The organism is Arthrobacter sp. NPDC080082, from assembly GCF_040686595.1.
Classification (GTDB): domain Bacteria; phylum Actinomycetota; class Actinomycetes; order Actinomycetales; family Micrococcaceae; genus Arthrobacter.
In genome coordinates this window covers 232,236-245,957 of sequence record NZ_JBFBKQ010000004.1, presented here as the reverse complement: position 1 = coordinate 245,957, position 13,722 = coordinate 232,236, and the positions used below count along the sequence as shown (strand labels likewise).

General features: G+C 72.0%; 10 protein-coding genes. 2 read left to right on the top strand and 8 right to left on the bottom strand.

All coding sequences use genetic code 11. The annotated features are described in order from the left end of the window. Window positions 1–39 precede the first annotated feature (39 nt). Window positions 40–1,776 (top strand): ATP-binding protein, encoded by a 1,737-nt coding sequence (locus AB0O44_RS10105; RefSeq protein WP_364137009.1) that lies wholly within the window; start codon window positions 40–42, stop codon window positions 1,774–1,776. Beyond that, complete coding sequence (locus tag AB0O44_RS10100) at window positions 1,769–2,434, top strand: response regulator (protein ID WP_364137007.1); 666 nt, start codon at window positions 1,769–1,771, stop codon at window positions 2,432–2,434. Before AB0O44_RS10105 ends, AB0O44_RS10100 begins: the two co-directional genes overlap by 8 nt. On the opposite strand, the gene AB0O44_RS10095 is transcribed toward AB0O44_RS10100, so the two are convergent. The 8 genes from AB0O44_RS10095 to AB0O44_RS10060 all read right to left on the bottom strand — a co-directional run bounded on the left by AB0O44_RS10095 (window position 2,424) and on the right by AB0O44_RS10060 (window position 13,703). After that, window positions 2,424–2,945: a hypothetical protein gene (locus tag AB0O44_RS10095; RefSeq protein WP_364137005.1), complete on the bottom strand. Its 522-nt coding sequence runs from the start codon at window positions 2,943–2,945 to the stop codon at window positions 2,424–2,426. The genes AB0O44_RS10100 and AB0O44_RS10095 overlap by 11 nt on opposite strands. A gap of 55 nt (window positions 2,946–3,000) precedes the next feature. Then, complete coding sequence (locus tag AB0O44_RS10090; protein WP_364137003.1) at window positions 3,001–3,504, bottom strand: GNAT family N-acetyltransferase; 504 nt, start codon at window positions 3,502–3,504, stop codon at window positions 3,001–3,003. Window positions 3,505–3,568: 64 nt separating this feature from the next. Continuing rightward, entirely contained in the window at window positions 3,569–4,399 is an 831-nt protein-coding gene (locus tag AB0O44_RS10085; RefSeq protein ID WP_364137001.1) for an inositol monophosphatase family protein, read from the bottom strand. Continuing rightward, window positions 4,396–6,681 (bottom strand): NAD-dependent DNA ligase LigA, encoded by a 2,286-nt coding sequence (ligA, locus tag AB0O44_RS10080; RefSeq protein WP_364136999.1) that lies wholly within the window; start codon window positions 6,679–6,681, stop codon window positions 4,396–4,398. Before ligA ends, AB0O44_RS10085 begins: the two co-directional genes overlap by 4 nt. A gap of 152 nt (window positions 6,682–6,833) precedes the next feature. Further along, window positions 6,834–7,100, bottom strand: coding sequence for a hypothetical protein (locus AB0O44_RS10075; RefSeq protein WP_290257160.1), 267 nt, complete (start codon window positions 7,098–7,100; stop codon window positions 6,834–6,836). 87 nt (window positions 7,101–7,187) lie between these two features. Further along, window positions 7,188–8,465: an LssY C-terminal domain-containing protein gene (locus AB0O44_RS10070; RefSeq protein ID WP_364136997.1), complete on the bottom strand. Its 1,278-nt coding sequence runs from the start codon at window positions 8,463–8,465 to the stop codon at window positions 7,188–7,190. Between the two features lie 79 nt (window positions 8,466–8,544). Beyond that, complete coding sequence (locus tag AB0O44_RS10065) at window positions 8,545–13,002, bottom strand: FtsK/SpoIIIE domain-containing protein (RefSeq protein ID WP_364136995.1); 4,458 nt, start codon at window positions 13,000–13,002, stop codon at window positions 8,545–8,547. Further along, window positions 12,999–13,703 (bottom strand): hypothetical protein, encoded by a 705-nt coding sequence (locus tag AB0O44_RS10060; RefSeq protein WP_290258450.1) that lies wholly within the window; start codon window positions 13,701–13,703, stop codon window positions 12,999–13,001. The genes AB0O44_RS10065 and AB0O44_RS10060 overlap by 4 nt, the downstream gene beginning before the upstream one ends. Window positions 13,704–13,722: the final 19 nt, after the last annotated feature.

The window sequence follows — 13,722 nt, the reverse complement described above, 5'->3', positions numbered from 1 at the left end:
CACCCGATCGACGACGCCGGACCGCCCCAGGAGGCAGCCATGGGACCCCTCACGGGCCGCACTCCCCTGCGTTTCAGCACCCAGACGCTGCTGCTCCAACTCGCCGTCGTGGCGCTGGTGGTACTGCTCAGCGGCGCCGTCCACGCCTGGCTGACCTACGACCGGCTGGGCCGTGAGGCGGAGAACCAGGCCCTGACCCTGGCCCGCACGGTCGCCTCCGACCCCGGAGTCCGGTCCGAGGTGCAGCAGATCAGCGCCCAGGCCGGCACCCCGCCGCCGGCCGAACTGCTCACCGGGCCGCTGATGGCCGCCGCGGAGGGCGCCCGTGCCCGGACCGGGGCGCTGTTCGTGGTCATCACCGACGAGACCGGGCTCCGGCTGGCCCACCCCGACGCCGACCGGCTGGGCGAGCGGGTCAGCACCGACCCGTCCGAGGCGCTCTCCGGCAAGGAGGTCACCACCCGTAACACCGGTACCCTGGGCCCCTCCGCCGGCGCCAAGGTCCCCGTCTACGCCCCCGGCGCCGGGGCGCCAACGGGCCAGGTGGTGGGCGAGGTCAGCGTGGGCTACTCCACCGAATCGATCGGCCAGAGCCTGGGCCGGGACATCGCCCCGATCCTCCTCACCGCCGCCGGCGCCCTGCTGGCCGGTGTGCTGGCCTCCTTCCTGCTGCGGCACCGGCTGCGCCGGCTGACCCTGGGCCTGGAGCCGGAGGAAATCAGCACCCTGGTCCATGACCAGGTGGCGGTACTGCAGGGCGTGGACGACGGCGTGATCGGCATCTCCGCCGACGGCCGGATCAGCGTGTTCAACGCGGCGGCCCGGCGGATGCTGGACCAGCCGGACCTGGCCGGGACCGCCTGGGCGGACGCCCCCGTCCCCGGTGCCCTGCACGCCCTGACCCGGGCGGACGCGGCCGAGGCGGACGCCGTCGAGGTGGTGGCCGGGGGCCGTGCCCTCGTGGCCAGCGCCCGCAAGGCCCTGCACGGGCGCGAGGACCTGGGCTGGGTGGTCATGCTCCGGGACCGCACCGAGCTCCAGCACCTGACCCGGCAGCTGGACGCCGTCGGCACCCTCTCCACCGCGCTCCGGGCGCAGCGGCACGAGTTCGCCAACCAGCTGCACACCATCGCCGGGTTCATGAGCATCGGGCAGCACCAGCAGGCCCGCGACTACCTGGCCAGACTTGCGGCGACCGGCCCGCTGAAGTTCCCGGTGGACCAGGCCGAGCTGCTGCAGGATCCCTACCTGCAGGCCTTCCTGGGCGCCAAGGGCGTGGAGGCGGACGAGCGCGGGGTCAGCTTGCGCCTCGGCCCGGAGACCCTGGTCCGCGGCCAGGTGGTGGAGCCGCAGGACGTCACCACGGTGCTGGGGAACCTGATCGACAACGCCGTGAACGCCGCCGTCGCCGGCTCCGGCCCGGACCGCTGGGTGGAGGTGGAGGTGCTGGACGCCCCCGGCGCGGACGGCGCCGCCGGAACCCTGCACATCATCGTGGGCGACTCCGGCGACGGGCTCCCCACATCCGACGGCGGGTCCGATGCCGGGCCGGACGGGGTCTTCGCCGAGGGTTTCACCACCGCCAGGACCCCGGCACGCGCCGGGGCCGGGCAGGGGCTGGGGCTCGCCCTGGCCCGGCAGCTGGCCCGCCGCCGCGGCGGGGACGTCACCGTGCTGGACCGCGGCAGCCCGGGCGGTCCGGGCGCCGTCTTCCTCGCCACCCTGCCCGGCACCACCGCCATGACCCCGAACCCCGAAGGAGGGGACAATGCCTGAGGACTTCCGCGTCCTGATCGTCGACGACGACTTCCACGTCGCGAAACTGCACGCCGCCTACGTGGACTCCGTGGCCGGCTTCCTGGCCCTGCCGCCGGCCGGTTCCGCGGCCCAGGCGCTGCAGGCCATCCATAGCCTCCGCCCGGACCTGGTGCTGCTGGATGTGTATCTCCCGGACGCCTCCGGCCTGGACCTGCTGCACCAGCTGGATGTGGACACGATCATGCTGACCGCCGCCGCGGACACCGCCTCGCTGCGGGTGGCATTCCGGCGCGGGGCGCTGGGCTACCTGCTCAAGCCGTTCACGTCCGAGTCGCTCTCCCAGCAGCTGCGCTCCTACGCCCGGTACCGCCGGATCCTCACCCAGCCGGGCGCCGTGACGCAGGAAACCGTGGAGCGGGCCAAGCGGTCCCTCATGCCCGGGGACGTCACCGCCTCGGCCCGGCCGCGGTCCGCCACGGAGGCCGCCGTGCTGGAATCCCTGGACCCCGGCGAGCAGTATTCGGCGGCGGAGGTGGCCGCCCGGGTGGGTGTCTCCCGGGCCACGGCGCAGCGCTACCTTTCCTCGCTGGCGGACGACGGCGCCGTCGAGATCCAGCTCCGCTACGGCAGCACGGGCCGCCCGGAGCACCGCTATGGGGTGGCCGTCAGCCGCTGATGCTGCCGCCGGCGCGGAAGGCGTTCCTCCGCGCGTGTTCGTGGATGCGGCCCAGGATCTCCATTTGGGCGTGGCCATCCTCGATCAGCCGCTCGTAGGTGGCCGGGTCGAGGCCGAGCTCGGCGGCGTGTTCCAGGATGGTCTGCCAGCCGCCGATCTTGCCCAGGACGGCAGCGCGCATGAGTTCGGACTCGAGCACCAGGGTCAGCGGGGAGCGGCTCACGATCCGGCCGTTGAGTTTCAGCCGGCCGGCGTGTTCGGCCAGCCAGGCCGCCGCCTGCCGGTGCGGGCGCTGCGGGACGCCGAGCTCGTGGATGAGGTTCCGGAGCAGCTCCCGCTCGCGGGTGAGTTCCTCCACCAGCCGGGCCAGCTCGGCCCGGAACGGGGTGTCGGTGAAGTCCTTGGCCATCCGCTCCACCCGGCCCAGTCCCGCCGTCGAGCCGGTGAGATGGTCCGAGAGGTAGATGCCGAGCAGCTTCCGGTCGATGGTCTCGGGGATGCGGGGTGCCATGCTGGCCACCCTACCCGAGGGCAGCCGTCAGAGAACCGGTACTAGAGGGCCGGCGCTAGAGGTCGAGGCGGTAGACCAGCAGCTTGATCTGGGTGTTAGGGACGAACCAGTCCCGTTCCGGGACCCGCTGGAAGCCGGTCTTTTGGTAGAGGCCGTGGGCGCTTTCCCAGGTCAGGCCGGTGGTGAGGGCCACGCCGGTGACGCCGGGCAGGGTCCGTGCATGGTTGATGATGGCTTCGACCATAGCCTTTCCGGCGCCGCTGCGCTGCACGGCCGGGTCCACCACGAGCATCCGGAATTCCAGTTCGTCGGGCAGGGCGATGTCCGCGTACGGCTCCCCCGCGACGGCCAAGGTGACGGAGCCGATGACCTCGCCGGCGCGTTCGGCCACCCAGATGACGGCGTTGTCGTTGCGCTCGGCGACCTTCCGGATCTGGCGCATGTAGGGGTGGTCGGCGTCGTCGAAGTACCCGGCGGCGAGGTAGGCGTCGGTGGTGATGCGGGCGACGGCGTCGAAGTCGGCCGGGACGGCGGGCCGGATGAGGATCTGCGAAGGCACCTGTCAATGGTACGGGCAGCCGTGCGGGCCACCCGGCCAAAAGGCCCATTCCGTGACTGAGGTATCAGAGCGGGAAGGTGCCGGAGAGCTCCAGCGGCCCGGCGCAGGTCCAGGCGCCCAGGCGCTCCTCGTCCGAGGGCCCGCCGTTCAGCACGCTGGTCAGCCGCGGCCGGCGGACCCAGCAGCCGGCCTCCTCCGCGATCAGGGCGCCGGCGGCGAAGTCATGCTCGTTCAGGCCGCGTTCGCCGTAGGCGTCGTGGGTGCCATCGGCCACCAGGCAGAGGTCCAGCGCGGCGGAGCCCAGCCGGCGGACGTCGGCGAAGCCGCCCATCAGCTGCGCCAGCCCCGCGGCCTGCTCGGCGCGGACCGCCGGGTCGTAGCTGAAGCCGGTGGCCAGGATCTGGCCGGTCCTGCCCTGGACGGGTCCGTTGAGCGCGGTCCGGCGGCCGTTCTCGTCGAGCCAGGCGCCCTGGCCGCGGGAGGCGTAGTAGACCCGGCCCAGTGCCGGGGCATGGACGACGCCGGCCAGCCAGGCCCCGTCGGGCCCGGCGACCGCCACCGAGGTGGCGTAGTAGACGATGTTGCGGATGAAGTTGGTGGTGCCGTCCAGCGGGTCGACGGACCAGCGGTAGCCGCTGGAGTCGTCGGGCAGCACGGTGCCGCCCTCCTCGCCGGTGATGGTGTCCGTGGGCCGGGCGCCGGTGATGACGCCCCGGACGGCGGCCTCGGCGGCGAGATCGAAGTCGGTGACCCAGTCCCCCGCGTCGCCCTTATTGCTGACACCCAGGTCCGCCGAGCTGCGCCCGGCCAGGACGGCGGCGCCGGCGGCGGCCGCCTCCCGGGCCAGCGCGAGGAACGCCTCCGGGGCAGGGAAGGCCGCGTCCGTCCCGCTCATTCGGCGTCGGCCCCGGCGTCGACGACTGTCCCGGCCTCGGTATCGGCCGCACTCCCGCCGCCCACGCCTGCCGGCCCCTCGGCCAGCAGTGCCCGGAAGCCGTCCTCGTCCAGCACCGGCAGGCCCAGCTGTTCGGCCTTGTCCAGCTTGGTGCCCGCGTTCTCCCCGGCCACCACGTAGTCGGTGTTCTTGGAGACCGAGCCGGCGGCCTTGCCGCCGCGGATCAGGATGGCCTCCTTCGCCTCGTCCCGGCTGAAGCCCTCCAGGCTGCCGGTGACCACCACGGTCAGGCCTTCCAGGGTGCGCGGGGTGGAGTCGTCGACCTCGTCCTCCATCCGCACGCCGTCGGCGGCCCAGCTGTCCACGATCTCGCGGTGCCAGTCCTCGGCGAACCATTCCTTCAGCGCCACGGCGATCACGGGGCCCACGCCGTCCACCCCGGCCAGTTCCTCCTCGGAGGCCTGGCGGATCGCGTCCATGCTGCCGAAGGCGGTGGCGAGCGCGCGCGAGGCGCGGGGCCCCACGTGCCGGATGGAGAGGGCCACCAGCACGCGCCAGAGCGGCTGGGATTTGGCCTTCTCCAGCTCGGCGAAGAGCTTGACCGTGCTGGCGGTGGGCTTGGACGGGTTCTTGGCCGTGCCCTTGGTGTAAAAGTACGGGACCAGTTCGTACTCGCCGGTGCCCACGCCCTTGCTGCGCTTTTCGCGCCGGATCCGGACGTCCGCGAGGTCCTCGGGGGTGAGGCGGAACAGGGCCGCCTCGCTGGTCAGCGGCGGGGTCTCGGGCACGGTGGGCTGGGTGAGGGCGACGGCGGCCTCCCAGCCGAGCGCCTCGATGTCGAAGGCGCCGCGGCTGGCCACGTGGAAGACGCGTTCGCGCAGCTGTGAGGGGCAGGACCTGGCGTTGGGGCAACGGATGTCCACGTCGCCCTCCTTGCCCGGGGCCAGCGGCGTGCCGCAGGACGGGCATTCGGTGGGCATGACGAAGTCCCGGACCGGCGGGTCCTGCTGATCCCGGAGCGCCAGGACCGGGCCGACGATCTCCGGGATCACGTCGCCCGCTTTGCGCAGAATGACGATGTCACCGATCTTGACGCCCTTGGCCTTGACGACGTCCTGGTTGTGCAGGGTGGCCATGCTGACGGTGGAGCCGGCGACCTTGACCGGCTCCATGATGCCGAACGGGGTGACCCGGCCGGTGCGGCCGACGTTGACGGCGATGTCCAGCAGCTTGGTGTTGACCTCTTCGGGCGGGTACTTGTACGCCACCGCCCAGCGGGGCACGCGGCTGGTGTAGCCGAGGGCCCGCTGGGTGGCGAGGTCGTCGACCTTGACGACGATGCCGTCGATCTCGTGGCTGAGGCTGTGCCGCTTGTCCCCGTAGCGTTTGATGAAGTCCAGCACCTCGGCCAGGCCGGGCAGCACCTCGAAGTAGGGGCTGGTGGGCAGGCCCCAGTCGGCGAGCTGGCGGTAGGTGTCCGACTGGCTCCGGGTCTGCAGGCCCTCGCGGGCGCCGATGCCGTGGACGTACATCTTCAGCGGCCGTTTGGCGGTCTCGGCCGGGTCCTTTTGCCGCAGCGACCCGGCGGCGGCGTTGCGCGGGTTGGCCAGCGGGGCCTTGCCCTCGTTGATCAGGGCCTCGTTGAAGGCGGCGAAATCCTTGGACGGGATGAACACCTCGCCGCGGATCTCCATCTCGGCGGGGAAGTCCGTGCCGGTGAGCCGCTGCGGGATTTCCTTGATGGTCAGGACGTTGTGGGTGATGTCCTCGCCGGTGGTGCCGTCGCCGCGGGTGGCGGCGCGGACCAGGACGCCGTCGCGGTAGAGCAGGTTGACGGCCAGGCCGTCGATTTTCAGTTCGGTGAGCCACTGCGGCGGGGTGCCGCCGTTGCCGATTTTGGCGATGCCGGCCTCGGCCTTGGCGATCCAGGCTTCCACCTCCTCGACCGAGAAGACGTCCTCGAGGCTGTACATCCGGGTGAGGTGTTCGACGGCGGTGAACGCGGCGGAGACCTCGCCGCCCACCTCCTGGGTGGGTGAGTCGTTGGCGACCAGCTCGGGGTGGGTGGCCTCGAGCGTCTCCAGCCGCCGGTAGAGTTCGTCGAATTCGGCGTCGGAGATGACCGGGGCGTCCTCCTGGTAGTACGCGAAGCGGTGCTTGCGGACCTCCTCGACCAGCTGCTCGTACTCCTCGCGGATGGCCTCGGACGGGACGGCGCCGCCGTCGCTGCCGGGGGCGGTGGCCGTGGATTCGCTGTCTGCTGCGGTCTTCGCTGTGCTCACAGACCTATCCTGCCTTAGAACGCTGACATTGTGTCGGCACGGAAAGTTGTCCGGTTCCGGAAAAGCGGTCCGGCGGAGGGATGCGTCAGGCCCGGACGCGGGTGCGTCCGGGCCTGACGGTACTTCCTGCGCGGGCCGTGCTCGCGGAGCTCTTAGCGGGCGGAGGCGCTCTGCTGCTCGGTGGCGTTGCGGACCGCCTGCTGGCCGGCCTGCTGCAACGCCTGGGACACCCGGGTCAGGGCCGCGACGTGCTCGCCGTTCCACTCGCTGCGGAACTTCTCCGCGTCCGGACCCATCCACTGCGTGCCCGCCAGGACCTTGGTCAGCATCGACTTCTGGTTATCGATTTCCTGCGACCCGGCCTGCAGCTTGGACCCCAGCGCCTTCAGCTGATCAACATCTGCACCCCAAATAGCCATGCGAAAAATCTCCTTAGATCGTCGGACCCGAACCTCTCGGCGTCCCCAGCGGCCCCCGGCTGATCCGGAAGTTCCTATGCCAAGAACCTACCCTGCCGCCTCCGCCAGCGTCGATGGGGACCCCTGCCCATCGGCCTTGCGGGCGTAGCTGAGGGAGCGCCGGCTGGTGAGGGCGATGATCAGCAGGATGTCCAGGGACAGGCCCACCAGGTTGGTCTGGAAGGTCACGGCGGGTCCGCCGGTGAGCACGTCGACGGCCTGGGCGATGATGGCCAGGGCGCTCAGCAGCATGGTGGCCACGCGGGCGCGGTTGCCGCCGCGGAGCACGAACCAGCCCAGCGCGAGCTCGGCCAGGCCGAACACGGCGATCACCGCGACGACCACCGGCAGCTGTTCCCCGGCGCGGTCCGCCAGCGGCAGCGAGCCCGGGTCCGAGACAGCCATCAGGGCCGCGAGAGCCAGGGCGGCGAGGCCGCGGAGGGCGGCGAGCCCGACGCCGAAGAGGGTGGGCGCGGGCGGGCGGACGGCCGTCACGGCGGGCGGCGGCACCGCCCCGGCGTCGGCCGTGACCCCGGTGAGGTCGACGACGGGCAGGTGCCCGTCGGTGGAGATGGTGTCTCCCCCGCCGTTGCGCGAGTGGTAGCCGGAGGAGAAGTCGCGCAGGATCCGCACCCCGACGGCGGGGTCGGCGGCGCGCAGGCTGGCCAGGACGAAGTCCCGTTCCCTGTCGATGTCCTCCTCGATCTTGTGGGTGACCTGCAGCGTGAAGAGGGACAGGCCCACGGAGCGGTCGTAGGTGCCGGCGGCCACCCAGTCCACGGCGGCACCGCCGGGCAGCACCCAGCCGGGCGGGCAGCGCCAAAACCGGATGTGGTGCCGCTTCCCCGGGTTGCCGTCCACCTCCTGCTGGTACGCGAAGTCCTGCTGCCGGCCAAAGAGGAACAGCGGGCTGACCGGCGCCTCGTCATAGCTGCGGCGGGTGAGGGTGGCGGTGATGATGCGCCGGCTGCTGGCCAGGTCGACGGGGTCGGCCAGGGTCCAGCCGGCCCGGTGCATGGCGGTGTGGACCTGTGCCGGGGAGCCGAGCAGCGCCACGTTCACCGGATCCCCCAGCAGGCCGTCGCTGGTCCGGGCGCGGCCGATGAAGTAGTCGGGCAGGTAGATGCGGGTGAGAATCCGGTGCAGCCGGGGCAGCACCAGGTACGCGAGCGCGGCCCAGAAGACGACGGCGAACCAGGCCCGGCTCCAGTCCAGGCTCGCCTCAAACAGGATGCTTGCGAGCCAGAGGGCGGCCACACCGCTGAAGACGAAGAGGGCGTTGTCCAGTGCCGTGTCGCCGCCGGGGGCCACCCTCCGCGCGGCCACCGCCCGATTCCTTACCCGGGTCATGCCCACACCCTACCGCCGGAGACGCCACTGCGTCCCCGGCGGCAGGGCTGGACGCCTAGGCCCGGTTTTCCGGCGGCAGGGCCACCTGGAGCTTGCGGACCTTGCCGCGGCCCACGATGTAGCCGCGGCCGGGGATGAAGTCCCCGCTGACCCGGCCCAGGGAGGTGTTGCGCAGGCTGTCGCCCTCGATGTCCCCGGGGTTGAGCAGCAGGCCGCGGCGGCCGGACTTGAACGGCTGGGCCAGGGACCAGGCGGAGGACCAGGTGGAGGTCTCGGATTCGCCCACCACCCACTGCTCGGCCTTGATCGAGGCGGTCACCAGGCGGCCCAGGCCGGATTCGGCCAGGGTGTCGGTGAACTCGGTGAGGCCCTCGATGAAGATCGCCAGCTTGCCGGGGGTGCCGGTGCTGTAGTCGACCAGTTCGTCGATCACCTCGTCGACATCGTCGGCGCCCACCACGGACCGGTCCCAGAGCTTCAGGGACGCGGCCGCGGAACGCCGGGAGCCCAGGTAGATCAGCTCCACGCCCGGGTTGGAGCGGCGCAGGGCGTGCGCCAGGGTCACCAGGGCCACGGTGCGGCCGGAACCGGGAGGGCCGGCCAGCAGCAGCGGGCCCTCGGCCAGGATCTCGGCGGGCTGCAGGGTCTCGTCGTCGACGCCGATCACGGGCAGGTCCGGGCTGCCGGCGGGCAGCAGGTCCAGGTCCACCGAGTCGGGCAGGCGCTCGATCTGCGGGGCGCGTTCGACGCCCTGGCGCAGCATGGCCTCCCGGAGCTTGTGCACCTCGCGGGCCTGGACGGCCAGGTTGGAGTTGCCGCCCAGGACGGCCAGTTGCACCTCGAGGCCGCCGAGGAGGCCGCGGCCGGGCGGGCTGCCGGCGCCCAGGACGTCGCGCGGGACGTCCATGGACAGGTAGTCCTCCTCGGAGGACAGCCGCAGCACCAGCCGGCGCTGGATGGAGGCCAGCAGGGAGGCCGGGACGGCGTTGGGCCGGTCACCGGTGACCACCAGGTGGATGCCCAGCGGCCGGCCGTCGGTGGCCAGCTGCAGGAAGATGTCCCAGAGGCCGGAGAGCTTGCTGTATTCGAAGGTCTCCCGGAAGGCGGAGATGCCGTCCACCAGGATGAAGATGCGCTTCTCGTCCGCCATCCCGGAGAGCCTGCGGTACTCGACGATCGTGCTGGCGCGGACCTCGGCGAAGCGGGCGGAGCGGTCGTCGGCCAGGTCGCGGAGCCAGCGCAGCAGGCGGCCGACGCGTTCGACGTCGTCGCCGTCGATCACCTCGCCCACGTGCGGCAGCTCGTCGAGCATCCGCAGTCCGGCGGAGCCGCAGTCGATGCCGTACACGTTTACCGGGCCGCCGCGCGGGGTGACGGCCGCGGCGATCGCGATGCCACGCAGCGCTGCGGACTTGCCGGAGCCGCCGGTGCCGTAGATGGCCATGTTCCCGTCCCGGTCCGGTTCGTAGAACACGGTGGGCTGGTCCTGGTGCGCGGGGTCGTCCGCCACGCCCAGGAGCAGCCGCTCGTCCGTCCGCGGGTTCGGCAGCAGCGAGAAGTCGTAGGTGGTGGCCAGCTCGTCCAGCCACGGCTTGCGGGGAGGCTCGATGGCGAGCACGTCCGCGGCGCGCAGGATGTTCTGCGTCATCCGGGCGATGTCGTTCGGGCCGGCCGGCTGCTCGGCCGCCGGGTCCGCCTCGGCCGGGGCGGCCCAGGCCGGGCCGGAGCCGAACGCCATCTCCACGACGTCGATCCGGGGCCGCTGCGGCTTCTCCGTGGTCCAGCCTCCGGCGTAGCCGGTCTGGAAGCCCTGGATCCGGCCGGGACCGGTCTTGACCGCGCCGCGGCCCGGGATGGACGGGTCGAAGTAGGCGGCGGTGGGGACGCCGAGGATGTCGACGGCGTCGTCCTCGTCCGCCATCCGCAGGGCCACGCGCAGGTTGGTGTTGGCGCGCAGGCTCTCCTTGATCACGCCGGCGGGGCGCTGGGTGGCGAGGATCAGGTGCAGGCCCAGGGAACGGCCGCGGGCGGCGACGTCCACCACGCCGTCGACGAACTCGGGCACCTCGGTGGCGAGGGCGGCGAATTCGTCCACGATGATGATCAGGTACGGCGGCGCCTCCGGGTCGGCCCGGCGCTGGAGTTCCAGCAGGTCCTTGGCCTTCTTGCGGTTCAGCAGCTTCTCGCGGTGGTGCAGCTCGGCCCGGAGCGAGGTCAGGGCCCGGCGGACCAGGTGCGGGGACAGGTCGGTGACCAGGCCCACGGTGTGCGGCAGCTGCAGGCAGTCGGCGAACGCGGCGCCGCCCTTGTAGTCCACGAACAGGAAGCTGACCCGGTCCGGGCTATACGCGGCGGCCATGCCCATCACCCAGGACTGCAGGAACTCGGACTTGCCGGCGCCCGTGGTGCCGCCCACCAGCGCGTGCGGGCCCTCGTTCTTCAGGTCCAAGTAGAGCGGTTCGATGCCCTTGGAGCCCACCAGGGCGCGGAGCGAGCCGTTGTCCTTGCGGTTGGGCGAGGCGGAGGCGTGCACGGAGTTGTTCTCGCTCCAGCGGTCAGCGACGGCCTGCGGGTTGTCCAGGAAGTCATTGCCGATCAGGGTGGCGTAGGAGACGGCGCGGGGCAGGTCGGAGTCGTCCTCGAGCGGCTTGCCGACGTCGACGACGGGGGCCAGCATGCGGGCCAGCTGCGCGGCGAGGCCGGCGTCGAGGCTCTCGCAGGAGACCGGGAAGGTGTGCCGGCCCAGGCGGACCTGGCCGGTGGTGGTGCCGTGTTCGCCGTCGACGGCCATGAAGTCCCGGCAGGCGGCGGGGAGCTGTTCCACCGAGGCGGCCACCCAGATCACGTGGACGCCGGCGTCGGGACCGCGCTCAAGGACGCGGGTGAGCCGGCCGCGGTCCACCGGGGCGTCGTCCTCGACCACCAGCAGCACGGTGGGCAGCTGCGGGGCGGGGACCTCCGCGGCGGTTTCGCCGGGCCGGTCGGTGAAACCGGGGCGCAGCGCCGGGGCGGGTTCGCGGGAGGCGGCCTCGCGCTGGTCGATCAGGTCCTCGAGGCGGGACAGCAGGGCGGTGCCGCCGGCCGGACCGGCGGCCAGGTGGTCCCCGGCGAGCGGGCTGTGGCCGGAGCCGGCGTGCGGGAGCCACTGCAGCCAGTCCCAGCGGTCCCGGGACTGGGCGGAGGTGATCGCGGTGAGGACCACCTCAGCCGGCGAGTGCAGGCCCACCAGCTGCAGAACCATGCCGCGGGCGACGTCGTCCACCAGGCCACGGGCGCCGGCCAGGCCGAAGGAACCGGCGGTGCGCAGCTGCGAGACGATCGGCACGCCCTCAACCTCGGCGAACCGGTGCAGGCAGTCCTGGATCTCGGCCATGAATTCGGGGTCGGTCTCGTTGTTCTGCGGTTCCTCGAACTGGATCCGGGACGGGGCGGTGCCCAGGCCGAAGCGCAGGCCCAGGAAGCCGGTGTGTTCGGGGCGGTGGGTCCACAGCAGCGGGCCCAGCTTGTAGATCGAGTCCACGGTGTCGCTGACGGAGGGGGCCTCCTGCAGCCGGACGGCCCGTTCCACCTTTTGCAGCCCGGTGATGTCGGCCTGGAACGCGGCCATGGCGGCGCGGAAGGACTTGAGCTGTTCCTTGCGTTCGCGCCGGGACTGCATCCTCTGGTCCATGTAGTGACCCACGACGAACAGCGGCATCATCAGCATGAAGATCACGGACATCATGTTCTGCGTGACCGCGAAGACCACGGCGCCCATCATCAGCGGGGCGATCAGCATAATGTACGGGAAGGGCTGGCGTTCCTGGCGGGTGGGCCCGGACGGCACGGTGCGCTTGCGCGGTTCGAACCGGGGCACCACGCGGGGCGAGCGGTTGAAGTCGATCAGCGGGGAGCTCGGGGCGGCGCCCTGGCTGCCGCCGAGCGAGACCACCGAAACCGTGGTGTCGCCCAGGGTCACGGTGTCCGAGGAGGTCAGGGTGGCACGGGTGACCGGCAGCCCGTCCATCAGCAGCCCGTTGGCGGAGTTGGTGTCCACGATCTCGATGCTCTCGCCCACCGTGATCCGGGCGTGCCGCTTGGAGGTCAGCGGGTCGGTCAGCCGGATATCGACGTCGCGGTCCCGGCCCACGTAGCTGGTGCCCGAGGGCAGCGGGAATTCGCGGCCGACGTCGGGCCCGGAGAGGATCCGCAGGGTCGCCGCGGCGGGGCCCCGGTTCGCCCCGGGGACGGCGAACTGCTCGCTGACCTGGGTGAGGGAGATGATCGAGCCGGGCCGGAGGCCGGATTCGAGCAGGCCGTCTTCCCGGTTCAGGACGGTGCCGGTGGAGCCGCCGGCGGCGAAGGCCTCCTCGATCCGGAGCGAGAGGTTCGCCGGCGCGGGGGTGCCGCGCCGGGCCGGGTCGGCGGCCCAGAGTTCGGTGGCGATGTCCGCCACGGTGGCGAGGCCGTCGACGGTGACGGCCAGGTCCTTGGCCTCGGCGGGGTCGCGCCGCAGGGTCAGCCGGATCCTCATGCGTCCCCGCTCCCGCGCTGGGTCTCCAGCAGCCCCAGGTCCGCGGGGGTGACCAGGTGCGAGGTGACGGCGTGCTCGACGAGCCGGGCCCGGCGGTTGGTGGCGAGCTTCCCGCCGCCGCCGCGCAGTCCGGCGACTCCCACCCGGTCAAGTTTGTCGCACACGTTGTCCAGCTTTCTGTTGAATCGGGTCAGGGTCCAGCCCAGGGTCTTGGCCGCCTCCGCGGAGGAGGGGATGGCGCTGAAGCCGGTGCCCTCGCGGCGGAGCATGGGCTCGGCGAGGGCGACGATCAGGGCCTTTTGCGAGTCGGTGAAGACCACGGGGCCGATGGTGGTGTCGCCCCCGCTGTCCTCGCCGCGGGATTCCTGCCGGAAGGACGGGGTGCGCAGGTGCACGGCGAACTCGTACGTGGTGGGGCCGGCGGTGAAGATGACGTTGGTGTGGCTGAAGACCAGCGGGATCCGGGCACCGGGGGCCAGCCAGGCCTGCATGCCCCCGGAGGCATCGGCGATGGTGGCGCAGAGCATGCTGCCGACGTTGCTGAGCCACCAGATGCCGTCGTAGCGGGCGATCTGCAGGAACTGCCGGTGCAGGTACGGGTTGTCATCGACCTCCAGGTCGCCCTCGCGGCCGATGCTGAAGATGTCCTCGTCGGATGGTTCGTGCCATTCGCCGCAGAAATCGATCGCTAGGTCCCCCATGATGCTTCTCCTTCTCGGG

What these genes read in the sequence shown, in the direction of transcription:
- AB0O44_RS10065 (WP_364136995.1), bottom strand. Translation starts at nt 13,002, where the DNA reads ATGAGGATCCGGCTGACCCTGCGGCGCGACCCCGCCGAGGCCAAGGAC.
- AB0O44_RS10085 (WP_364137001.1), bottom strand. Translation starts at nt 4,399, where the DNA reads ATGAGCGGGACGGACGCGGCCTTCCCTGCCCCGGAGGCGTTCCTCGCG.
- AB0O44_RS10075 (WP_290257160.1), bottom strand. Translation starts at nt 7,100, where the DNA reads ATGGCTATTTGGGGTGCAGATGTTGATCAGCTGAAGGCGCTGGGGTCC.
- AB0O44_RS10095 (WP_364137005.1), bottom strand. Translation starts at nt 2,945, where the DNA reads ATGGCACCCCGCATCCCCGAGACCATCGACCGGAAGCTGCTCGGCATC.
- AB0O44_RS10100 (WP_364137007.1), top strand. Translation starts at nt 1,769, where the DNA reads ATGCCTGAGGACTTCCGCGTCCTGATCGTCGACGACGACTTCCACGTC.
- AB0O44_RS10105 (WP_364137009.1), top strand. Translation starts at nt 40, where the DNA reads ATGGGACCCCTCACGGGCCGCACTCCCCTGCGTTTCAGCACCCAGACG.
- AB0O44_RS10060 (WP_290258450.1), bottom strand. Translation starts at nt 13,703, where the DNA reads ATGGGGGACCTAGCGATCGATTTCTGCGGCGAATGGCACGAACCATCC.